The sequence below is a fragment of the Nonomuraea sp. NPDC003707 genome (genome assembly GCF_053587055.1).
In genome coordinates, this window is the sequence record NZ_JBSFNK010000019.1 from 139,144 (window position 1) to 161,693 (window position 22,550).

At 71.9% G+C, this 22,550-nt stretch carries 14 protein-coding genes; 13 read left to right on the forward strand and 1 reads right to left on the reverse strand.

Going from position 1 to position 22,550, the window contains the following annotated elements:
- The first annotated feature begins 6 nt into the window (after positions 1-6).
- From ACWDRB_RS39250 to ACWDRB_RS39265, 4 genes are all read left to right on the forward strand, one after another.
- Positions 7-93: a class III lanthipeptide gene (locus ACWDRB_RS39250; RefSeq protein ID WP_449902659.1), complete on the forward strand. Its 87-nt coding sequence runs from the start codon at positions 7-9 to the stop codon at positions 91-93.
- Between the two features lie 229 nt (positions 94-322).
- On the forward strand, positions 323-2,101 hold the full coding sequence (locus ACWDRB_RS39255) for an ABC transporter ATP-binding protein (RefSeq protein ID WP_449902543.1): 1,779 nt from the start codon (positions 323-325) through the stop codon (positions 2,099-2,101).
- A complete protein-coding gene (locus ACWDRB_RS39260; protein ID WP_449902545.1) occupies positions 2,098-3,852 on the forward strand; it encodes an ABC transporter ATP-binding protein in 1,755 nt (584 codons plus the stop codon). The genes ACWDRB_RS39255 and ACWDRB_RS39260 overlap by 4 nt, the downstream gene beginning before the upstream one ends.
- Positions 3,853-3,854: 2 nt before the next feature.
- Positions 3,855-4,505 carry a GNAT family N-acetyltransferase gene (locus ACWDRB_RS39265; protein WP_449902547.1) on the forward strand — a complete coding sequence of 217 codons (651 nt, stop codon included), beginning with the start codon at positions 3,855-3,857 and terminating at the stop codon, positions 4,503-4,505.
- Between the two features lie 54 nt (positions 4,506-4,559).
- Here the strand turns inward: ACWDRB_RS39265 and ACWDRB_RS39270 are convergent, their stop codons facing one another.
- Complete coding sequence (locus tag ACWDRB_RS39270) at positions 4,560-5,720, reverse strand: hypothetical protein (protein WP_449902549.1); 1,161 nt, start codon at positions 5,718-5,720, stop codon at positions 4,560-4,562.
- Between the two features lie 192 nt (positions 5,721-5,912).
- Between ACWDRB_RS39270 and ACWDRB_RS39275 the strand changes: the two genes are divergently transcribed.
- Genes ACWDRB_RS39275 through fabI form a run of 9 tightly spaced genes read left to right on the forward strand, consistent with a single transcriptional unit; the run spans position 5,913 to position 22,541 of the window.
- A complete protein-coding gene (locus tag ACWDRB_RS39275) occupies positions 5,913-7,331 on the forward strand; it encodes a class I adenylate-forming enzyme family protein (RefSeq protein WP_449902551.1) in 1,419 nt (472 codons plus the stop codon).
- The gene (fabF, locus tag ACWDRB_RS39280; RefSeq protein WP_449902554.1) at positions 7,331-8,575 is read left to right on the forward strand and encodes a beta-ketoacyl-ACP synthase II; all 1,245 of its coding nucleotides are present in this window, start codon (positions 7,331-7,333) and stop codon (positions 8,573-8,575) included. Before ACWDRB_RS39275 ends, fabF begins: the two co-directional genes overlap by 1 nt.
- Complete coding sequence (locus tag ACWDRB_RS39285; RefSeq protein ID WP_449902556.1) at positions 8,572-9,207, forward strand: GNAT family N-acetyltransferase; 636 nt, start codon at positions 8,572-8,574, stop codon at positions 9,205-9,207. The genes fabF and ACWDRB_RS39285 overlap by 4 nt, the downstream gene beginning before the upstream one ends.
- Entirely contained in the window at positions 9,204-10,955 is a 1,752-nt protein-coding gene (locus tag ACWDRB_RS39290; RefSeq protein ID WP_449902558.1) for a fatty acyl-AMP ligase, read from the forward strand. The genes ACWDRB_RS39285 and ACWDRB_RS39290 overlap by 4 nt, the downstream gene beginning before the upstream one ends.
- Positions 10,948-16,089 carry an acyltransferase domain-containing protein gene (locus tag ACWDRB_RS39295; protein ID WP_449902661.1) on the forward strand — a complete coding sequence of 1,714 codons (5,142 nt, stop codon included), beginning with the start codon at positions 10,948-10,950 and terminating at the stop codon, positions 16,087-16,089. Before ACWDRB_RS39290 ends, ACWDRB_RS39295 begins: the two co-directional genes overlap by 8 nt.
- Positions 16,073-20,533, forward strand: a complete 4,461-nt coding sequence (locus ACWDRB_RS39300; protein WP_449902560.1) for a type I polyketide synthase — start codon at positions 16,073-16,075, stop codon at positions 20,531-20,533. The genes ACWDRB_RS39295 and ACWDRB_RS39300 overlap by 17 nt, the downstream gene beginning before the upstream one ends.
- Entirely contained in the window at positions 20,530-21,039 is a 510-nt protein-coding gene (locus tag ACWDRB_RS39305; protein WP_449902563.1) for a MaoC family dehydratase, read from the forward strand. Before ACWDRB_RS39300 ends, ACWDRB_RS39305 begins: the two co-directional genes overlap by 4 nt.
- Before the next feature lie 21 nt (positions 21,040-21,060).
- Entirely contained in the window at positions 21,061-21,765 is a 705-nt protein-coding gene (gene fabG / locus ACWDRB_RS39310) for a 3-oxoacyl-ACP reductase FabG (protein ID WP_449902565.1), read from the forward strand.
- Between the two features lie 11 nt (positions 21,766-21,776).
- Complete coding sequence (gene fabI / locus ACWDRB_RS39315; RefSeq protein WP_449902567.1) at positions 21,777-22,541, forward strand: enoyl-ACP reductase FabI; 765 nt, start codon at positions 21,777-21,779, stop codon at positions 22,539-22,541.
- The last annotated feature ends 9 nt before the right edge of the window (positions 22,542-22,550 follow it).

Consider the following 22,550-nt stretch of genomic DNA (forward strand, 5'->3'; position numbering starts at 1 on the left):
CATGTGATGACGATTCTGGACCTGCAGGACCTGGAGCCCGAGTTCGAGGCCCCGGCCGCGGCGAGCAGCGCCACCAGCAGCAACTGCTGCTGAATGACGTCGAACGGCGAGTAGCCGGAGGGAGGTGACGTGCGATGACGATTCTGGACCTGCAGGACCTGGAGCCTGAGTTCGAGGCCCCTGCTGCGGCGAGCAGCGCCGGCAGCAGCAACTGCTGCTGAGCATCTGGGAGTTGACAGCGGGCGCGGATCAGCTTTGTCTCCGATCCGCGCCCGTTCCCTTGCCGGACAGTCCGGCAGCCGAGCCGAGGGAGCGAACGGACATGGCACGTCTCGGGAGTGGCGACCGCCTGCTGGCGGCCGCGCTGACCAGGCCGTGGAGCATGCTGCTCGTCGTGGTTGCGGCGCTCTCCGTAGTGGCCGCACTCTGGCTGCCCGCGGCACTGAGCGGCGCGGTGGACGCCGTGCTGTCCGGCCACAGCGCCAGGATCACCGCGCAGATCGGGTTCCTGGCGGCGGTGGCCGCCCTCTCGGTGCTGGCCGGCAGCCTGACGGAACTGCTGAGCGGATACGCCACCGCGAGCACCACCGCCTGGCTGCGCCGTCGGCTGCTCGCCCAGCTGCTCGCGCTGGGCGTCGCCGGGCAGCGCCAGTTCTCCGCCGGTGACCTGGTGAGCAGGCTGACCGGTCACGCCGCGGCCGTGGGCGGCGCCACCGTCGCCGTCACCGCGGTAGTCGGCGGGCTGGCCACCTCCGTCGGCGGGGTGATTCTGCTCGGTCTCATCGACGGCAAGCTCGCCATCGTGCAGTTCGTGTGCCTGGTGCTCGGCGTCCTGCTGATCCAGGCGTTCGTCCGCGACACCTCTGAGGACATCGCCCGCTATCAGAGCGTGCAGAGCGAGATGTCAACCCGGCTGGTGGACGCGGTGCGCGGGATCCGTACCATCGCCGCCTCCGGAACCGTGGAGCGGGAGGTGGAACGGGTGCTCACGCCGTTGCCCGCACTGGCGCTGCACGGCCGCGCCTGGTGGACCTCGCTTGGCAGGCTGGCCGGGCGAGCGGTCGTGGCGCAGGCCGCGGCCGAGGTCCTGGTGCTGGCCGTGGCGGGGCTGGAGGTCGCCGCGGGCGGGCTGTCACCCGGCCAGTTCCTGGCTGCGGCGGGTTATGTCCTGCTCATCGGCACGCGTTTCTACGAGACGGGCTACCAGCTCGCCGCCCTGGGGCGGGCCAGGGCGGGCGCGGCCCGCGCCGCGGAGGTGCTGGCCATCCGACCGCCGTCCGCCGGCACCCGGCCCCTGCCTTCGGGACCCGGCGACGTCACGCTGCGCGAGGTGACCGTGCGGGGCGACGACGGCGACGTCGTACTGGACGGCGTCTCTCTGCGGGTGCCCGCCGGTTCGGTGGTCGTCCTGGCCGGCCAGTCGGGGGCGGGCAAGTCCGCGTTGGCGGAGGTGGTGGCCGGGCTGCGGGCCCCCGACGATGGGGAGGCCCTGCTCGATGGCGCGCCGATCGCCACGCTGGCCCCCGCGGACCTGCGGCGGGCGGTGGCCTGCGCGTTCGAGCGGCCCGCTCTCCTCGGTGACACCGTCGCCGAGGCCATCGCCTACGGCGTCGACGCCGGCGCCGACGACATCAGGCGGGCCGCGGCGGAGGCAGCCGTGCACGACGTGCTCGCCCGGCTGCCGTCCGGATACGACACCCGGCTCGATGAACTGCGCCTGTCCGGCGGGGAGATCCAGCGCATCGGTCTGGCCCGCGCGCTGGTCCGCCGTCCCCGGCTGCTGGTGCTCGACGACGCCACCTCCAGCCTCGACACTGCGACAGAAGCGCGCGTCACCGAGGCGCTGACGACCGCGCTGCCCGGCCACACCCGGATCGTGGTCTCGCACCGGCGGGCGACCGCGGCGCGGGCCGACCTGGTCGTGTGGCTGGACGACGGCCGGGTGCGCGGCCTGGCCCCGCACTTCCACCTGTGGGCGGACCCCTCCTACCGAGAGGTCTTCGCGCACCGGGAGGAGGAGGTTTCCCTTCGGACGGATCCCGGCTGCCGCGAGCCCTCCGCCCTGCGGGAGGTTTCCGCTCCCGGGGAGGCGGGCGAATGAGCTGGCGGCCGGTGCGGGTAGCCCTGCGGGGCAAGCGCCGCGCGCTGGCGGCGCTGACAGTCTGGTCGGCGGTAGAGGGGGTTCCGGCGCTGGTGTCGGGACTGTTCGTCGCCGCCTCCGTGGATCGCGGGTTCGCCGCGGGGCGGCCGGGGACGGGACTTGCCTGGCTGGGCGCGTACGCGCTGGTCATGGCCCTGGGCGCGGTCGCGACAAGGCGCTGCGTGCTCTGGCTCGGCGTCGTCGTCGAACCGCTGCGCGACGAGCTGCTGCCCTCGGTGGTAGCCGGGCTGCTCAGGGCTGGCGCGGTGGCGCGCAGGGCGGATGCCAAGGCCGTCGCGCAGATCACCCAGCACGTGGAGGCGGCGCGCGACGTCGCCGCAGGGCTGCTCCTGAACGCCCGGCACGTCGTCACCAGCGTGGTCTTCGCCGTGGCCGGGCTGATGTCCGTCGCCCCCGGGCTGGTCCTCCCCGTCGCCGTGCCGCTGCTGCTCACGATCGGCGGGCTCGCCCTGCTCATACGGCGCCTGGCGGTCCGGCAGGCCGAGGTCATGGGGGCTGACGAGGGCATCGCACAGTCGACCGAGCGGGTGATGGCCGGCATGCGTGACATCGTCTCCCTGGGCGCGGAGGAACGGGCGGCGGCTGCCCCCAGCCGGGCCATCGCCACGCATGTGGCGCTGACGCGCGGGCTGAGCCGGCTCGGCGCCGCCCGCGACCTGCTCGTCTCCTGCGGTGGCACCGTCCCCATCGCGCTCGTCCTCCTCGCCGCCCCCACGCTCCTGCGGGAGGGGAGGTTGACCGTGGGCACGATCCTGGGAGTAATCACGTACCTGACGGTCAACATCCAGCCGGCGCTGCGGCTGCTGGTGAACAGCGTGCTGATGCCCGGCGTACGGCTGTCGGTCATCCTGCGCCACCTGGCCGAGGCCGAGCCGCTGCCCGCCTCGGGGCCCGCCTCGGGGGCCGCCCCCCGGGACCCGCTCGACCTGCGCCTGGCGGGCGTCACCTTCGCCTACGGCGAGAGCGGGGAGCCGATCGTCCGCGGCCTCCACCTGACCGTCCCGTGGGGCGAACACCTGGCCATCGTGGGCCCTAGCGGCGTCGGCAAGTCCACGCTGGCCGACCTGATGACCGGCTTGGTCAAGCCGACCGCCGGGCGGGTCACGCTGGGCGGCGCCGACCCCGCACGGGCCCCGCTGAAGCAGGTGCGCGAGCTCGTCGCCCTCATCCCGCAGGAGGCGTACTTGTTCGCGGGCACGCTGCGGGAGAACCTCCTCTACCTGCGCCACGACCTCCCGGACGAGGAGATCCACGCGGCGGCGCTGGAGATGGGACTGGACCGGGTGATCGAGCGGGCCGGCGGCCTGGATGCGCGGATCGGGCCGGGCGGCCTCATCCTGTCCCCCGCCGAGCGGCAGCTCGTGGCACTGACCCGGGTCCACCTGTCGCGCGCCGGCGTGCTCGTGCTGGACGAGGCCACCTGCCACCTGGACCCGGCGGCCGAGGAACGAGCGGAACTCGCCCTGTCCGCCAGGCCCGGCACGCTCGTGGTGGTAGCGCATCGGATCTCGTCGGCGATGCGCGCCGACCGGGTCCTGGTGCTGGACGGACAAGGGCCCGTGATCGGCGGGCATGAGGAACTGCTGGCCATCTCGGATCGCTACGCCGAGCTGATCGAGCACTGGCAGGCGGGCGACAGCGCCGGCGCGGCGGGCGCGGCGGCCGGAACGAATCGTTGGAAGGAAGAATGAACATGGCAGACAACGCTCAAGGCGAGCTACGGTTGCAGCAGCTCACGGAAGGCGACCACGCGTCCCTGGCCAAGTGGTCATTCGCTCCCACAGGCGCCTACAGCCAGGGCATGGTTTACACGCAGGGCGTGGGCATCACCGCGTTCACCTCGCTACGGGAGACGAGGGAGAGCCTGGCCCGCCCAGGGGTCAGCTGCCTGATGGTGCAGGCCGGCGACGGGTCCGCGATCGGCGCCTTCACCTGGCACACCATCGAGCACGCCAAGAACCACCTGATCGACATGTGCATCGGCGGGCCCGAGCTGTGGCGGGACAACAACGTGGTCCAGGCCGTGCTGCTCCTGCTGGACTACCTCTTCCATGCCAAGAACGCCCACCGCGTGCAGATGACAATCGGGCTGCACAACAAGCACCTCATGGAGCTGGTGACCGAGGGGCACCTGACGCCGGAGGCGCTGTTGCGCGATTATCTGTTCGTGGACGGCGAATATCACGACGCGGTGCTCTGCTCGGTGCTGCGCGAGGAGTATTACGCGCGGCAGTCGGGACGGGACCTCGTGCCGGCCGTTGAGAAGGACGAGGCGCGCAGCTCTCTGCTGGCCTATCTGAGAGAGCAGCCGGCCAATTATCTGGCAAGCATCCTGGACCGCTGATCCGAAGATATGAAAAAGCTCCCGGCGACCGCCGGGAGCTTTTTTGGGAGAATGCTAGTCCGCATTCACTCGGAAAATGGGGAAGTAACTTGTGACGTCGCCGGCGGCGTAGTCCTTGGCGAGCTGCGGGATGTCCTCGAAGTCGTAGATCGGGTCGCCGGTGAGGTCGGGCAGCCACCCCGTGCGCTCCTGGTAGGCCACGACGCGGGGGATCTCGGTGACCCGGCAGGCATGCGTGTGGATGTGGATGTGCCGGGTGATGCATTCGATCGCTCGCACGCTGGAGATTCGCATGCCGTGCTTCCAGCCCGCCGTCGTCAGCACGCCTTGCCTGCCGAGTGCCTTGAATGCCGCCCTGGTCAGCGGGCCGCCGATGTTGTCGCTGAAGACGGCCACGCCGCGGCCGTCGCTGAGCTCGGCGATCGTGGCGAGGAAGGTCGATTCCGAGGCCAGGTAGCGCTCGCGGTAGTCGGGGTCGGAGCGGTAGCGAGCGCTGTCGTAGGCCAGGTCGGGGAAGTTCCTGCGGTCCACGGGGGTGATGCCGGCTCTGGCCAGCATCTCCAGCCGTTCGGGCGTCGAGGCGGTCATCGCGACCCGGAAGCCCTCCCGCTGGGCCAGCGTGAGCTGGGCGAACGTCACGCCGCCGCCCCACCCGAAGACCAGCGCGTCCGGCTGCTCGCTCGGCGTGACCTGGCTGCTCCAGCACGTTCTGGCCACCTGCCAGTTGTCCCAGGCAGTCCAGTACCTCGCATACGTCGCCCACTGCCTCAGGTCGGTGTCCGCGGGAGGTACCGGCTGGAGCAGCCGCTCCGACACGGTCATGCGCTGGGTCAGCACGCCGACCGAGCCCGGCATGTCGTAGCCGTGGACCAGCTCGATATAGCCGTGGGGGTCGGTGCGTCCGGCGCAGACCACCATGCAGATATCTCCCGGCTTCACCCGTACGGCGTCCGGGCCGACGTCGGTGACCAGGACCACTCCGGCGTTGCCCAGGACGATGCGGTCCTCGCCGCGCTGCCGGCAGATGTCGACGGGGCTGCGCTCCAGCGCATGGCTCATGTTCGCCTCCCAGCAGCCGTAGAGAGGCTCGGCCACCACCTCGTCGCCGACGGGGTCGGGCAGTTGGAGCGTCTCCATTCGGAGTTCGCCGGCGACGCCGCCTGCAATGGCGTCGTCCGGGCCGCGGTGAAGCACCCACGCGGTTGTTTCGATCATGAGATCTCCTTGGATGTCGAAATGGCTGAACAGTGCAGCGGATTGTAGTCATCAAACGGCACTAAGAATCGGCGGACATGTCAAGAGAGTTGACAGTCCATAGGCTGCTTCGGAAACTGGGGAGCCGGACGGTCAATTATTGGGATGAGAACGGGGCGGTGGCCCTGAGGCGGCGATACGGAGAATTTAGTTATGCGGTTGGTGACTATGGAATACGAGGTGGACGCGCGGCGCGTGGCGCTGGGCGTGTCCGCGGCGCGGCGCGATCTGCGGGCACGCGGCGTCCAGTCCGGGCAACGGGTGCTCCTGTGCGCAGGCAACTCGGCCGCATTCGTGCTCGTGCTGCTGGCTCTGCTGGACTTGGACGTCTCCATCGCGCTGCTCGACCCGCGCCTGCCCGCGCACGACCGGGAGCAGGCCGCCCGCATGGCGCGGGCACATGTGACGATCACTGACGACGGCTCTGACAGCTCGATCCGCCTCGCCGACCTCCAGAATTTCAGCGAGCTGGCCGCTGAGTCCGCTGAAGACCGCAGCCGCCTCGGACTCTCCCTCGCGGCCTGGCGGGAACGCGAGGACGCGCTGATCATGTGGACATCCGGGACGAGCGGCGCTCCCAAGGCCATCGTCCGGTCGGGGCGTGCGTTCCTCGACAACCTGGAGCGCACCCGAGCCAGGATCGGCTACCTGCCCAGCGACGTGATATTGCCGCTACTGCCGTTCTCCCACCAATACGGGCTTTCCGTGGTCCTGCTGGCACACCTGTCGCGGTGCGCGCTCGTGGTCGCTCCGTACCGGCGGCCTGACCTGGTGATGCGGTCCCTGCCCGCGCGGACGACGGTCGTGGACGCGACGCCCTCGACGTACCGCACGCTGCTCAACATGGCCGAGCGACGGCCGAGCCTGCGGACGGAGTGGGGGTCGGTGCGCATGTGGTGCGCGGGAGGAGCGCCGCTGGACCCCGCGCTGGCCGGACGCTTCGCCGCCGTCATCGGCTCGCCGCTGCTGGACGGCTACGGCAGCACCGAGGCCGGCAACATCTGCGTGGCGACTCCCGCCGAGCCGCACGGCTGCGGCCGCCCCCTCGACGGGGTGGAGGTGAACGTGCGATCGCCGGCGCACGTCGAGGTCGCCGTCGGCGAGACGGGGGAGATCTGGGTGCGCACGCCCGACCTGATGGCGGGCCATCTGAACGCGGACGGCACGTTCACCCCCATGCCAGGCGGGCCGCGCCGGACCGGAGACCTGGGTTTCTTCGACGCGGACGAGGTGCTGCACGTGATCGGCAGGGAGTCCGCGGTACATCGGCTCGGGCACACCGTCTACCCGGGCGCTGTCGAACGCAAGGGACGCGAGCACGGGCTGCCCATCACCGTGATCCCCATCAGCGGGCGCAACGGTGACGACCTGCTCTGCCACGTCGTCGAGGACCCCGCCCAAGGCGACGTGGGCGAGTGGTGGCGGCGCATCTGCTCCGTCATGGCCCCGCATGAGCGGCCCAGCCGGATCGTCGTGGTCGAGCGCCTGCCGCTCGGCCGTACGGGGAAGACCGACTTGCTCGCGCTCAAGGGGATGGTCGCCGGGCGTGACGACAGTGGAAGGGAGCGGTGATGGTGCGGCGCGTGGTGGTGACCGGTGTGGGCGCGGTGACCCCGATCGGAGTGACAGCGACGGCATTCTGGAGCGCCCTGCTCCGTGGCGAGAGCGGGATCGGCCCGATCACCGGGTTCGACACCACCGGGATGCCCACCAGGATCGGCGGTGAGGTCAAGGGCTTCGATCCCGGCGTGGCCATGCCACGTACCGTCAGCCGCCGTCTGGACAGGTTCGCGCAGTACGCGCTGGCCGCCGCAATGGAGGCGGTCGGCCAGTCCGGGCTGGTCGTGGACGAGCGGGTCTCGCCGCGAGTCGGCGTGCTGGTCGGCACCGGGTACGGGCCCAACCACCATGCGGCGGCGGCTGCCGTGGCGATGGACCGGCACGGCATGCGGGCCGTGCCGCCGCACTACGCCGTCAGCGGCTCGGCCGACGGCGCAGCCGGAGAGATCGCGCTGCGCCTGGGCGCGACCGGGCCGTCGGCGGCCATGGAGACCGCCTGCGCGACCGGCACCACGTGCATCGGCGAGGGCATGCGCCTGATCAGGCACGGCCTCGCCGACGTGGTCGTGGCCGGCGGCGCCGACGACCCGCTGCACCCTGTGGACATTGCCGCTCTGTCCAAGGTCGGAGCCCTGTCGCGGCGCAACGACGAGCCCGAACGTGCCAGCCGTCCCTTCGACCGCGGCCGGGACGGGTTCGTGGCGGCGGCGGGAGCTGGAATCCTCGTGCTTGAGGACAGCGAGCATGCCCGCCGACGCGGCGCGAGCGTCCTGGCGGAGATCGCCGGATACGGCGCCACCACTGACGCCCACCATCTGACCGCCCCGCATCCGGACGGCAAGCAGGCTATGCGGGCGCTCAGGCTCGCCCTCGACGACGCCGCAGTGGACCCCTCCGGAGTCAGCTACGTCAACGCCCACGGCACGAGCACGCCGCTGAACGACCGCACCGAGAGCCTGGTGATCCGGACGGTCTTCGGCGAGCACGCCGCGAAACTGGCCGTCAGCTCCATCAAGTCGATGACCGGGCACATGATCGCGGGATCGGGCGCGGCGGAGGCGGTGGCGACAGTGAACTGCGTCCGCCTCGGGGTGGTCCCCCCCACCGTGAACTGCGACGACCCGGAGGACCCCGGCCTGGACTACGTGCCGCACGCGGCCAGGGAGCAGGGCGTCGAGGTGGCGGTCAGCAACTCCTTCGGGTTCAACGGTCACAACGCGGTCCTGGTCGTGAAGAAATGGAAGGAGAGCCCGTGAGAGGCAACCTGGTCTCGCTGGAGCCCGTGTCGGAGGAGGACTACGAGCTGATCGCCCGCTGGTCGGGGGAGTCGGCCGGCGTGCTGGGCCAAGGCACGCCCGTCTTTGTATCGCCCGACAGCATCAGGGAGGGCGTCGAGTCGCCGATGACGGCCGGCAGCCGCAGCGGCTACTTCATGGTCGCCTCCCTCGCCGGCCGCAAGATCGGCGTGGTGAGCTGGACCACGATGGCCTATCCGGACAGCTATACGGGCGCGTCCCGGATCGGCGACCCGCGGCTGTGGGCCCACGGGTACGGCATGGAGGCCAACATCCTGCTGCTCGGCTACCTGTTCCAGCAGCGCAACGCGCACCGCGTGCACATGCCCGTCGGTCTCTACAACCGGCAGATGATCCAGATGGCAACGCGCGGGTACTTCGTGCTGGAAGGCATCCTGCGCGACTACTTCTACCTCGACGGGGCCTACTGCGACGCCGCGGTCTACTCGGTGCTGCGCCACGAGTACTACGCGCTGGCCGCGGCCGCCCCGGAAGCGGGGTTGGCGGTCGACCTCATCCCCGAGGAGCACAAACGCGAGGCCCGCCGCATGCTGGTCGGCAGCACCGGCAAGACGGCGGTGATGGACCGATGACGCCCACGCCGGACCCGCCGGGCACGCTCACGGCGGCCGTCCGGCACTGGGCCGCGACCATACCGGACGACCCTGCCCTGACCTTCGTCGACTACACCGTCGACCGTTCGGGGCTGACCGTCGAGCTCACCTTCGCCGAACTGGACAGGCGAGGTCGCGCGGTGGCCGCCACGCTCGCGGCCTCGCTGGCACAGGGGCACGATCCGGACGCCCGCGTCGCCGTCATGTGCCCCCAGGGCCCTGAATTCGTGGTGGCCTACCTGGCCTGCCTGTACTCCGGCACGCTCGCCGTGCCGCTGCCCGTGCCGACGCCGTACCGAGACGAGCGCGGACTGTCGGCCATCATCGCCGACAGCGACCCCGCCGTCGTCCTGACCACGGTCGCGGCCCGCGAGGCCGTCACCCCGCTGCTGTCCGGGCGCGAGCTCCTTTGTGTGGAGGAAATCCCCGAGGCAGCGGGCCACGGCTGGAGCCCGGCCGAGCCGCCCGAGTCCGGCCTGGCCTATCTCCAGTACACCTCCGGCTCCACCCGCGTCCCCACCGGGGTTCGCGTCACCCATGCGAACCTCATGGCCGGCGTGCGCCAGATCCACGAGCAGACCGAGGTGTTCGGCGGGCGTTCCGTGGTGCTGTCCTGGTTGCCGTACTTCCACGACATGGGGCTCATCTGTGGGATCGCCATGCCGCTCGCCGCAGGCGCACACGCCGTGCACCTGAGCGCGGCCGCGTTCCTGAAGCAGCCCTACCGGTGGCTGCGCCTGGCCACCGACTACAGAGCGTCCTGGTCGGCCACTCCCAACTTCGGCTACGACCTGTGCGTCCGCAGGATCTCCGCCGAACAGCGCAGGAGCCTCGACCTCGGCAGCCTGCACACCCTGTGCAACGGCAGCGAGCAGGTACGGGCCGCCAGTCTGGCCCGCTTCCAGGAGGCGTTCGGCCCATGTGGGCTGCGCCCCATAGCCCACGCCCCCGGCTACGGGCTGGCCGAGGCGACGCTGGCGGTGACCTCGGCCATGCGCGGTGCTCAGGTCCGCGAGTTCGACCGGGCTGCGCTGTCGCGAGGCCGAGCGGTGCGCTGCGTGCGCGATCCCGCCGCGCGCAAACTTGTCAGCTGCGGCACGCCGCTGCCCGGCATCGAGGTGTCGATCGTCGATCTGTCCTCGCTCACCGTCACCGGCGAAGGCGAGCTGGGCGAGATCTGGGTACGCGGGCCGAACGTGGCCGACGGCTACTGGCGGCGGCCCGAACTGTCCGCCGAGATCTTCGACGCCCACCCGGCAGGAGACCCGGATGGCCGGCCCTGGCTGCGTACCGGCGACTGCGGGTTCCTCAGCGACGGTGAGCTGTACATCGCCGGCCGGCTGAAGGACACCATCGTCGTGGACGGCCGCAACCACTACCCGGCGGACCTGGAGGTGACGGTCGAGCAGGCGTGCGTGGGCCTCCGCGTCGGCGGGGTGGCGGCTTTCGCCGTGGACGACGAGGAACGGGAACGCCTGGTCATAGCCCTCGAGATCGCGGGGACCGTGCCGCCGGGACTGTCCGTCGAGGTGCGCCGCGCCGTCAGCGCGGGACACGACCTGGGCGTGGACGAGTTGGTGGTGGTGTCGTTGGGATCGCTGCCCAGGACGACCAGCGGCAAGATCCGCCGGGCCGAGTGCCGGGACCGGTACCTGGCGGGCACGCTGCGCCGGGCTGGCGTCCCGGCGATGGCGGATGTCGGGAGCGGCCTTGATCACCATGCCTGAACTGCGCCGGTGGCTCGTCGCCAAGCTGGCCGACTACGTCGGGGAGGTGGACCCAGAGCGCACCTTCGACTCGTACGGCCTGACGTCTCGGGACGCCGTGCAGCTCGCGGGCGAACTGGAGGAACTGCTTGACCAAACGGTTCCCGCCAGCCTGCTCTACGAATTCCCGACGATCAACGCCCTGGCCGCACGGTGCACGGCGACGAGCACGGCAGGGCCCGGCATGTCTTCGTCCGGCCTGGCGGCCCCGACCCCGGTCCTGGGACGTGAGCCCGTGGCGGTGGTCGGCGTGGGCTGCCGGCTGCCGGGGGCCGCGGGGCCGGAGGAGTTCTGGCGCCTGCTGGCTGAGGGGCATGACGCCACCCACGAGGTGCCGCCGGGCCGCTGGGATTCCTTCGCCGAAGAATCTCCGGCGGTCGCCGCCCTGCTCGGCGGTGTTCCGGCACGCGGCGGATTCCTCGACGACATCGCGGGCTTCGACGCAGACTTCTTCACGATCGCGCCCCGTGAGGCGGCGGCCATGGACCCGCAGCAGCGCCTTGTCCTGGAGGTGGTGTGGGAGGCGCTGCGGCACGCGGCGATCCCATCGCACGTCCTGGCCGGCTCGCGCACCGGGGTGTTCATCGGCGCGTCCGCCGCTGAGTACGCGAACCTCCAGATGTCCGACCTTGCGACGATCAATCCGTGGATGTCCACGGGATCGTCGCTGAGCATCATCGCCAACCGCGTCTCCTACCTCCTCGGGCTGCACGGTCCGAGCCTGGTGGTGGACTCGGCCTGCTCAGGCTCGCTGGTCGCGGTGCACCTGGCCGTCCAGAGCCTGCGTATGGGCGAATCGGACCTCGCCATGGCGGGCGGCGTCAACCTGCTGATCTCCCCCGCCGTCACCATCAACTTCCAGCAGAGCGGCGCCATGGCGCCCGACGGCCGGTGTAAGACCTTCGACGCGGCGGCCGACGGGTACGGGCGGGGCGAGGGGTGCGGGGTAGTACTGCTCAAGCGGCTGTCCGACGCGCTGAGGGACGGGGACCGCGTCCTCGCGGTGATCAGGGGAAGCGCCGTCAATCAGGACGGCGCGTCGAACGGGCTGATGGCACCCAATCCCCGTGCCCAGCAGGACGTGCTGCGCGCCGCCTGCGCCGACGCCGCCGTGGAGCCGTTGGACATCGACTACGTGGAGGCCCACGGCACCGGGACCGTGCTGGGTGACGAGATCGAGACGTCGGCGCTGGCCGCAGTGCTGGCCGAGGGCCGCCCGCCGGGACGTCCGCTACTGATCGGCTCGGTCAAGACCAACCTGGCCCATCTGGAGGCGGCGGCGGGCGTCGCGGGGCTGATCAAGACGATCCTCGGGCTGTCGCACCGGGTGGTGCCGCCCAGCCTCAACTTCGACCAGCCCAACCCGAGCATCCGCTTCGCCGAGGCGGGCCTGCGTGTGGTCACCGAACCCACCCCCTGGCCGTCTGGCGCCGGGCTCGCCGGCGTGTCGTCGTTCGGTTTCGGCGGCACGAACGCCCATGTGATCGTCGCGGCGCCGCCCCCGGACGCACTCCATACAGCTCCTGAGCCCGGCGGCGCACGCGTGTTCGCGATCCCCTCCGCACGGGTCGAGCGCGTCGCCGACGAGGCCGCCCGGTTGGCCGAATGGCTCGAAACCACCGCCGCGCACGCACCCGCGGGCGCGAGCCCCGCTTTGGCCGACATCGGATACACGCTGTCCAGGCAGCCGGGGACCGTGCGCGGAGCCGTGGTCGCCGCCTCTCATGCCGATCTGCTGTCCGGGCTGCGTGCCCTGGCTGAAGGGGAGCCGGCGCCTGGCGTGGCCGCCCCGTCTCCGGGCCGGTGGCACGGCCCGGTCTGGATGTTCTCTGGGCAGGGCTCGCAGTGGCCGGGCATGGGCCGAGGCCTCCTGCGGGCTGAGCCCGCCTTCGCGGCGGCCGTGGACGAGCTGGAGCCGATCTTCCTCAAGGAGACAGGCTTCTCACTCCGCGAGGTGATCGAGGGCGGGCTGAAGGTCACGGACATCGACAGGGTCCAGCCCGTCCTGTACGGCCTGCAGATCTGCCTGGCCGCCCTCTGGCGCGCCCATGGCGTATCACCGGCCGCCGTGATCGGCCACTCCATGGGCGAGGCCGCGGCGGCCGTCGTGGCGGGCGCCCTGAACAGGGAGGAGGGTCTGGCGGTCATCGCCCGCAGATCCCGGCTGCTGGCCCGGATCGCGGGCCAGGGCTCGATGGCGGCCGTCGAGTTGCCGGCCGTCGAGCTGCGCCGCCGCCTGGCGGGCCTGCCCGGCGTTGAGGTGGCCGTGATCTCCTCTCCGGCGCAGACGATCGTCTCGGGCGACTCGGGTCAGGTGGCCATGCTGATGGAGCGCCTGACCGCCGATGGGGTCGAAGCACGGCTGGTCCGGGTGGACGTCGCCTCCCACTCCGCCCAGGTGGTGCCCATCCTGGACGACCTGGGCGCAGAGCTGGCCGGACTGCGCGGTCGTCTACCCGCCATCCCCTTCTACTCGACCGTCACTGCCAACCCCCGCGAGGCACCCTCCTTCGATTCCGCGTACTGGGCCGACAACCTACGCAGACCCGTACGTTTCCGTGAGGCGGTGGAGGCCGCGGCCGCTGACGGGTTCACCTGCTTCACCGAGATCTCCCCGCATCCACTGCTCACCCAGCCCGCCCTGGACACGCTTCAGACCGCGGGTGTGGAGGACCCCTTCGTCCAGTTCACCTTGCTGCGCAATCTGGACGACAACGACTGCTTCCGCACCCGGCTCGCCGAGTCGCACGCGCACGGCCTGCCCGAGGACCTGACCGGCTCCCATCCGGGTGGCCGGGTACGGGATCTGCCGCCGATCGCTTGGCGGCACACACGGCACTGGGCCGAACGGCGGCCCGCCGCGCCGAAGCCCGCCAGTGCCGCGAGGCCGGGGACGTTCCTGGGCTTGTCCTCCTTCGAGATCGCGGGATCCACCGTGTGGTGGGCCGATCTGCCCGCCGAGCCGCCGGCCGCGGTGACCGAGATTCTGCTCAACACCGCGCTGCACGTCGCGTACGAACTGACCGGCAGGGCTGACGTCACCGATCTGCGCGTGCTTGGCCCGCCGCGCAACGGAGACGGGGCCAGATTCGAGGTGAGCGCGGGCAGCGGCGGCATCGAGGCCCGCGTGACCGGGGAAGGCGGTGCGCCGCTGCCCGTCCTCACGGCCACGCTTCCCTCCGAGCCAGGCAACGCCCCGGGACCCGCTCCCGGCTCCGACGTGGGACTTCTCGCGGCCATGCTGGACGTCACGGGCGCGACGCGACGCGAGCCGCTCGCGATCGATCGCCTCACCCTGCACGCGGAGCAGGCCGAGGACGTGGCGCTCCGGCTGACCCGGCGTCCGGGCGCTGCCGCGGACGTTGCCGCCGCTTCCGGGGGCGGCGAGCCGGTCCTGACGATGACCGGGCTGCGCGTTTCCGCCGGCGACGTGTGCGACCGGGAGCCGGTCCTCTACGAGATGGATTGGGGCCCGGCGCCCCCTGCCCCGCCGCTCATCGCATCGGTGCTGCTCGTGGCCGAGCCCACGGGCCCCTTGGCCGACGCGCTGGCGGACGATCTGCGCGCGGAGAAGGTCCACTTCGCGCGCACCCCCCTGGACCGCCCCGTCGTGGAAGGGCTCGCGGGGGACGGCCCCGTCGCGGCCGTGGTCGTCGCGCCCGAGAGCGGTACGGCGCCGCACGCCGGCGAGGCCGCCCACCGCGTGCTGGAGAGGGTCGCCGCAGCCGCTCGGCACGTGGCCGACGCCGGGTTGCCCCGGCTTTGGTTGGTGCTGCCCGGCGAGTCGCCCGCGCCTGTCCACGCCCCTGTGGCGGGGTGGGCGCGGACATTCGAGGCTGCGCACCCCGCCATTGCGGTCGGCGTCGTGCACGCGGCCGACGCGCGCGGTCTGGCGGCGCTCGTGCGAGGGGAGCACACGCCGTTGGCCGCCCTGCGTGACGGCGAACGGCTGGAGGCCAGGCTCGTCCCGGTCGCCCGTCCGCTGGTGGCATCGCCGCTGTCCTGCAGCCCCGACGGCGCCTACCTGCTGACCGGGCACGACCTGGAGGCGCGGCACGAGGTGGCGCGGATGCTGTCCGCCCGCGGCGCCCGCTTTCTGGTGTTCACCGGCGCGCCCGCGCTGCCGCCCCGCGACGCGTGGCCGGACTCGCCCGACGACGACCCGCCGGGACGGCACCTGCGGCTGGTGCGGGAACTGGCCAGGACCGGGGTCATGGTTCGCACGCTCGACCACCTCACCGATGACCCGGAGGCGCTGCGCGATCTCCTGCGTGGGCTCGAACGGGAGGGCTGGCCTCCCATCCGGGGAGCGGTCCACGTGGTCGGCGGAGCGCCGGATACGCCATTGCAGAGCCGCCTGGCCACGGCGTGGGCGGTGGAACGCGCCCTGGCCGGGCGTTCTCTGGACTTCCTGACGTTCTTGACCCCGGCGTCCGGGGCGCTGGCCGAACAGGGGACGGCCGAGGCCGCGGCCGAGGCGGCCTTTGCCGAAGCCCTCGCGGACGCGGTACGGCGGGACGGACGGCCCGCTACCTGCGTCGGCCTGCCGCTGGGCGATCCGTGCGGCGGCGTCGTCACCCGGCCGAGGGATGCCCTGCTCGCCTGGGATCACGCCCGCCGGTGCGCCGTGTCCTGGGCGCTGGCCCTGCCGCCGCTCCCGCCCGAGGCCAGGACCGGCGTGTCCCGCCTCATCGTCGACCCGGGCTCTGGCCCGGGCTGGGCGGCGATGCCCAAGCACGAACGACGGCGACTGCTTCTGGACCAGGTGATCGAGATCATCGCCAGGGAGATGGGCCTGGGCCGAGGGCAGCTCGACCCGGCCCGCGCTCTGGCCGAGTCCGGCCTCGACTCGATTATGGGGCTGACCATCCGGAACCGGCTGCGCCAGGTGACCGGCGTAGAGCTGTCCGCCACGACCCTGTGGAATTACCCGACTCCCTTGGCGCTCGCCGGGCACCTCGCCGACCTGCTCGGTGGCTCTGCCGAGTCCGCCTGGCCGGCGCCGGACGAGGGCAACCCGTGGGACGAACTGCTGAAAGCCGTGGAATCCGGCCCGCACTGGCACACGGAGGAGCACAGTGACAAGCATCAGTGAGCGGCTCGCTCGCCTATCGCAGGCACAGTTGACGGACATCGCCGCTCGTGCGAGACAGGCCGTACGCGTGGTGGAGTCGGAGCCCATCGCCGTCATCGGAATGGCGTGCCGCTTCCCGGGCGGCGGCAACAGCCCGCAGGCGTACTGGAAGCTGCTGCTGGAGGGGCGTGACGCCATCGGCGAAGTGCCCTCCGCCCGCTGGGACGTGGACGCGTGGAACGACTCCGACCGCTCCGTGGCCATCGGCAGCGGCCGGTGGGGCGGGTTCCTCGACGATATCGCCCGCTTCGACGCCGCCTACTTCGGCATCCCGGCTCGCGAGGCGGCCGCCATGGACCCGCAACAGCGCATCCTGCTGGAGGTGGCGTACGAGGCGATGCAGGACGCCGCGCTCGCCCCCGCGACGCTCAAAGGCAGCCGCACCGGCGTCTTCGCCGGCACCGTCGGTACCGACTACCAGCAGACGGTTGTCCAGGACGCCGGGCTGGAGGCGTACACCGTTACCGGCAACCTGCGCAGCATCACCGTGGGCCGGCTGGCATACCTGCTCGACCTGCGGGGCCCGAGCGTACCGGTCGACACGGCCTGCTCCTCCTCGCTTGTGGCAGTCCACCTAGCGGTGCAGAGCTTGCGGCTCAGGGAGAGCGACCTCGCCTTCGCCGGCGGGGTGAACGTCATCATCAGTCCGCAGGTGCAGTTCGCCCTCGCCCAGGGTGACGCGTTCGCGCGGGACGGCCGGTGCAAGAGCTTCGACGCCTCGGCCGACGGGCTCGTACGGGGCGAAGGCTGCGGCGTCGTGCTCCTCAAGCGGCTCACCGACGCGCTCGCCGACGGCGATCGTGTGCACGCGGTCATCCGCGGCACCGCGGTCAACTCCGACGGCCGCTCCCAGGGCATCACTGCGCCGAGTGGGCTGGCGCAGCGTGCGGTGCTGTCCGAGGCGGTACGGCAGGCTGGCATCCCGGCGCAGTCGATCGGCCTGGTCGAGACGCATGGGACCGGCACCCCGATCGGCGACCCCATCGAGTTCGAGGCGCTGGCGGCGGTCTACGGCGACGGCAAGCCGGGCACTTGCGCGGTCGGCGCGGTCAAGAGCAATATCGGCCACCTGGAGGGCGCCGCGGGCGTGGCCGGCCTGATCAAGGCGATCCTGGCGGTACGGCACGGTCTCGTCCCGCCGAACCTGCACTTCCGCGCCTGGAACCCGGCCATCGACGCGTCGGGTACACGACTGTTCGTGCCCACCGAGGCTGGCGAGTGGCCTGTGGCAGACGGCCCGCGCAGGGCGGCCGTGTCCTCCTTCGGACTCGGCGGCACCAACGCGCATGCCGTGGTCGAACAGGCCGCTCCAGAGCCGGAGCGGTTGGCGACGGACCGGCCTGGCGTGTTCCCTCTCAGCGCGCGTTCCGGAAAGCGGCTGCGCGACATGGCGGCCGTGCTGGCCGGCTGGTTGCGCGAGGAGGGTGCCCAGACCCGGCTCGACGACGTCGCCGAGACGCTGGCCCGTCGTTCGGCCGGGCAGTCGGGCCCGGCTCGTGCCGCGATCGTCGCGCGTACCCGCGAGGAGTTGGCGGAACGGCTGGACGGGCTGGCGCGCGGGGCGGCCGTCCCCGGCGTGATGACCGGGATGACCGGCCCCGACCAGCCCGTCTGGGTCTTCTCCGGGCACGGTGGCCAGTGGGCCGGCATGGGACGGGGCCTGCTGGCCGCCGAGCCGGCGTTCGCCGAGACGCTCGCGGAGCTGGAACCAGTGATCACCCAGGAGTCCGGCTTTTCCGTGCTGGAGGCGTTGTCGCTGGCCGACGAGGCGATCTTGGAGACGGCGGATGCGCAGCCGCTGCTGTTCGCGATGCAGCTCGGGATCGGCGCCGTCCTGAAGTCGTACGGGGTGCAGCCGGCCGCCGTGGTCGGCCACTCGATGGGGGAGGTGGCCGCGGCGGTCGTCGCGGGCGCGCTGAAGCCGGCCGACGGCGCGCGGGTGATCTGCCGGCGGGCCCGGCTGTTGGCCGAGGCCGCGGGCGACGGCGCCATGGCTGTGGCCCAGGCCGCCGCAGCCGACGTGGAAGAGTTCCTGGAGCGGGCGGGCCTGTCCGGGGAGATGGGGGTGGCGGTCACGTCCGGTCCCGCCACGACCGTGGTCTCGGGCGCGGTCAAAGCGGTCGAACGGTTCACGGCTGAGTTCGACGGCGGTGACACCAGGCTGTTGCAGAACCTCGTCGCCTCGCACTCGCCGCTGATGGAGCCGCTGCTCGACGACGTGCGCTCCGCGCTGGTCGACCTCACGCCCGAGCCGCCGAACGTGCCCTTTTACTCCACGGTGACGTCGAACCCGCGCGCGGTTCCGCTGCTCGGCCCCGCGTACTGGGCCGGCAACCTGCGCAGGCCCGTGAGGCTGATGGAGGCGGTACGCGCCTGCGCCGAGGACGGCCACAGCGTGTTCATGGAGATCGGGCCGCACCCGATCCTGGGGCGCGCGGTCGCTGACACACTGAAGAACGCCGGCGTCAAGGACCCGCTGGTCCTGCCCACGTTGCGGCGGCGGCAGGACGAGCAGGCGAGCCTGTTGAGCGCGCTGGCAGCGCTCGTCAGCCGGGGACGGGACGTGCCGTCCGCGCGGTTGTTCCCCGGGGCCCGGCTCGCCGACCTGCCCACCGCGCCGTGGAAGGGCCACAGGCACTGGCTGAAGACCGACGGCGAGCCCGCCCGCCCGCCGGTCCCCGGGCCGCGCGGCGGGGGAGCGGACGAGCTGCCCGCCGATTGGCACTACCGGCTCGCCTGGCACCCCGCGCCGCTACTTCAGGACATCCCTTTCGCCATCGACGGCAGGTGGCTGATCTTCGCTGACCGGCAAGGGGTCGGCCAGGCTCTCGCCGACCTGCTGACCGCACATGGCGCCCGCTGCCGCGTCGTCCCCGCGGACGCCGCGCCCGCGCTCGAGCAGGACCTGGAAGGCGTGACCCAGGTGGTCCATCTTGGCGCGCTCGACGGGGGAGCGGAACGTGCCGCCGCCGCCCGGGGCCTGGCCGGGCAGGTGACACGACTGGCGCAGCACCTGGCCGGGATGGGCGCGAAGCCGCCCCGGCTGCGACTGGTGACGAGGCTCGCCCAGTCCGTGAGTGGCGAGAGTCGCATCGATGCCGCGCAGGCCACCCTGTGGGGGCTCGGCCGCAGTCTCGTCCTGGAGAAGCCCGAGATCTGGGGCGGCATCGTGGACCTGGATCCGGGAGACTCCGCCGAGCAGGCCACGCTCCTGCTGCGCGAGATCGCGTACGCCGGGCGGGACGACCAGGCCGCCTACCGCGGTGGGCGTCGGCATGTGCCCAGGCTGGAGCGCGCCCCCCTGCCCGAGCCGCGCCCCCGGCCGCCGCTCGACCCTGACGGCGCGCACCTCGTCGTCGGCGCGACCGGCCGCATCGGGCATCACCTGCTGCGCAGGCTCGCCGACCTGGGCGCGCGGCACTTCGTCCTGGTCTCCAGACGCGGCCTGCCGGAGCCCGTCCCCGTGGTGGTCGCCGAGCTGCGCGAACGCGGCGCGACCCTTACCGGGGTGGCCGCCGACGTGGCCGACGAGCGCGCGATGACCGCCCTCATGGCCCGCTTCGGCGCCGACCTGCCTCCGCTGCGCGGCATCTACCACGCCGCGTACGAGGAGAGCGTCGCCGATCTCGCCGACGTGACCGACGAGATCCTGACCGGCATCTTCCGTCCCAAGGTCACTGGAGTCGACCTGCTGGACCGGCTGTCGGCCGGGCACGACGTGCGGGAGTTCCTGTGCTACTCCTCCACCGCGGCGCTCACTGGTTCTCGCATGCTGCTCCACTACGCCGCCGCCAGCGCGTTCGTGGACGCCGTGGCCCACGACCGCAAAGCTCGCGGGCTTCCGGCCCACGTCGTCAACTGGGGCGGCTGGCTGGACGGGTTGGAGGGCGACTCGCGTCATACGGAGGCCGCCGCCTGGGGGCTGAGGCTGATGCCCGGACAGGTGGCCAGCCGGGCGCTGACGCACGTGGTGGGCGGTGCCGACGTCCAGCACGTCGTCACGGACGTGGACTGGGACGCGATGACGGCCGCCTACCGCACCCGTACGGCGCTCGCCATTGCCGACCTGGTCGCCCCGCCGCCCGCCGACCACGGCCAGGCCCACGGCGATCTGGCTGCCGCGCTGGCCGCCGGGACCCCGGCCGAACGTCACGACCTGCTCACCCGCCAGATCCGCGCCGTCATCGCGAAGGTGATGGACATCTCCCCGCCGGAAGCGCTCGACGTGCACCAGGACGTCATCGAGTTGGGCATCGACTCGATCTCCAGCGTGATGATCCAGCGGCGGCTGTTGGCCGCGCTCGACGTCGACCTGCCCTCGCCGGTCATCTTCGAGCACCCCACCGTGGACGCGCTCGCCAGGTATCTTGACGCCCTGCTCACCGAGCAGGGGAAGTCGTCATGAGCGCCGGACCCGGCACCCGGGTCACCGTCGAGGACATCTCCGCCTGGTACGCCGCCCGTGTGGGCCGCCACCTCGGCCACAGCCGCTGGTTCGAGGTCACCCAGGCCGACGTGACCGCTTTCGCGGAGCTCACCAGGGACGGGCAATGGATCCACGTGGACCCGGACCGAGCCGCCGAGGGACCTTACGGTGGCCCGGTTGCGCATGGCTTCCACACCCTGGCACTGATTTCGTACCTCACTTCGGACCTGCTCGACCTGGACTGGACCGAACTCGGCGTCAACTACGGGCTGGACAACGTGCGCTTCCGTGCCCCCGTCCGGGTGGGCGTGCGGGTGCGGGCGGGGGCCACGCTGCGCAGGGCCAGGCTGCGGCCGCGCGGGTACCTGGAGCTCACCCTCGGCGTGGCGGTCGAGATCGAGCACGAGAACGTGCCGGCCTGCACCGCCGACCACGTCCGGCTCTACCAGGCGGCTGCGGACGCCCGGCTTCCCCGGGATCTCTGACAACAGAAAGGGACAGAACACATGTCAGCCTCCACCATGGTCGTCGGCGCCTCCCGGGGAATCGGGCTGGCCACGGCCAGGGAACTGGCCGCCTCGGGGTATACCGTCGCCGCCACCTACCGGACCGGGCCGCCACCCGCAGGACTGTTCGCGGTGCCCTGCGATGTGACGGACACCGCCTCGGTCGACGAGGCGTTCGCCAACGCGGAGGCCGAGCACGGGCCTGTCTCTGTGGTGGTGGTGAACGCCGGCGTCACCGACGACCAGATCCTGCCCCGCATGACGGAGCAGCAGTTCACTTCCGTGATGGACACGAATCTGACGGGCGCCTACCGGGTGGCGCGGCGCGCCGTACGGAGCATGATGAGGATGCGTGGCGGCCGGATCATCATGATGTCCTCGGTCGTCGCCCTGTACGGCTCGGCCGGCCAGGCCAACTACGCCGCCTCCAAGGCCGGGCTCATCGGCATGTGCCGTTCCCTGGCCCGGGAGCTCGGCTCGCGCGGCATCACCGTCAACGCTGTGGCCCCGGGATTCGTCCGCACCGACATGACCGACGTGCTGCCGCAGGACAGGAAGGCCTCCTACCTGGCCGACATCCCGCTGCGCCGCTTCGCCGAGCCCGCCGAGGTGGCACGTGTGGTGCGCTTCCTGGCCGGGGACGACGCCGCGTACATCACCGGCGCGGTCGTCCCGGTGGACGGCGGCAGCGGCATGGGACACTGAGGGGCGGGCGCATGGGTCTCCTTGAGGGGAAACGCCTTCTCATCACCGGCGTCATCACTGACTCCTCCATTGCCTACCATGTGGCCAGGCTCGCCCAGGAGGAGGGCGCGAGCCTGGTGCTCACCGGCTTCGGACGCCTCGGGCTGGTCGAGCGGGTTGCCCGGCGGCTGCCAGACGCGCCGCCGGTGATCGAGCTGGACGTGACCGACGACCGCCACCTGGCCACCCTGCCCGACCGCGTGAACACGCACCTGGACGGGCTGGACGGCGTGCTGCATTCGATCGCCTTCGCCCCGCCGGAGGCCATCGGCGGCAACTTCCTGGTCACCGCCTGGCCCGACGTGGCGCGGACCCTGCACGTGTCCACGTACTCGTTGCAGGCCGTGTCCGCGGCCGTGCTGCCGCTGATGGGCAAGGGCGGCTCGATCGTCGGCATGGACTTCGACGCGACGGTGGCGTGGGCCGGCTATGACTGGATGGGCGTGGCCAAGGCGGGTCTGGAGTCGTGCGCCCGCTATCTGGCCAGGGATCTGGGTCCGTACGGGATCAGGGTGAACCTCGTGGCGGCCGGGCCGTTGAGCACGCGGGCGGCGCGTGGCATACCGGGGTTCGGGCAGACGACGGCGGCTTGGGCGGCGCACGCGCCGCTGGGCTGGGACGCGAACGACGCCGAGCCGGTGTCTCGCGCCTGCGTGGCCCTGCTGTCGGACTGGTTCCCCGCCACCAGCGGCGAGATCGTGCACGTGGACGGAGGCGCTCACGCGATGGGCGTGTGAGCGCTGGTG

Bases quoted from the DNA above. Each gene is read 5' to 3' on its own strand.
- ACWDRB_RS39250 (WP_449902659.1), top strand. From the start codon at position 7: ATGACGATTCTGGACCTGCAGGACCTGGAGCCCGAGTTCGAGGCCCCG.
- ACWDRB_RS39255 (WP_449902543.1), top strand. From the start codon at position 323: ATGGCACGTCTCGGGAGTGGCGACCGCCTGCTGGCGGCCGCGCTGACC.
- ACWDRB_RS39260 (WP_449902545.1), top strand. From the start codon at position 2,098: ATGAGCTGGCGGCCGGTGCGGGTAGCCCTGCGGGGCAAGCGCCGCGCG.
- ACWDRB_RS39265 (WP_449902547.1), top strand. From the start codon at position 3,855: ATGGCAGACAACGCTCAAGGCGAGCTACGGTTGCAGCAGCTCACGGAA.
- ACWDRB_RS39270 (WP_449902549.1), bottom strand. From the start codon at position 5,720: ATGATCGAAACAACCGCGTGGGTGCTTCACCGCGGCCCGGACGACGCC.
- ACWDRB_RS39275 (WP_449902551.1), top strand. From the start codon at position 5,913: ATGCGGTTGGTGACTATGGAATACGAGGTGGACGCGCGGCGCGTGGCG.
- fabF (WP_449902554.1), top strand. From the start codon at position 7,331: ATGGTGCGGCGCGTGGTGGTGACCGGTGTGGGCGCGGTGACCCCGATC.
- ACWDRB_RS39290 (WP_449902558.1), top strand. From the start codon at position 9,204: ATGACGCCCACGCCGGACCCGCCGGGCACGCTCACGGCGGCCGTCCGG.
- ACWDRB_RS39295 (WP_449902661.1), top strand. From the start codon at position 10,948: ATGCCTGAACTGCGCCGGTGGCTCGTCGCCAAGCTGGCCGACTACGTC.
- ACWDRB_RS39305 (WP_449902563.1), top strand. From the start codon at position 20,530: ATGAGCGCCGGACCCGGCACCCGGGTCACCGTCGAGGACATCTCCGCC.
- fabG (WP_449902565.1), top strand. From the start codon at position 21,061: ATGTCAGCCTCCACCATGGTCGTCGGCGCCTCCCGGGGAATCGGGCTG.
- fabI (WP_449902567.1), top strand. From the start codon at position 21,777: ATGGGTCTCCTTGAGGGGAAACGCCTTCTCATCACCGGCGTCATCACT.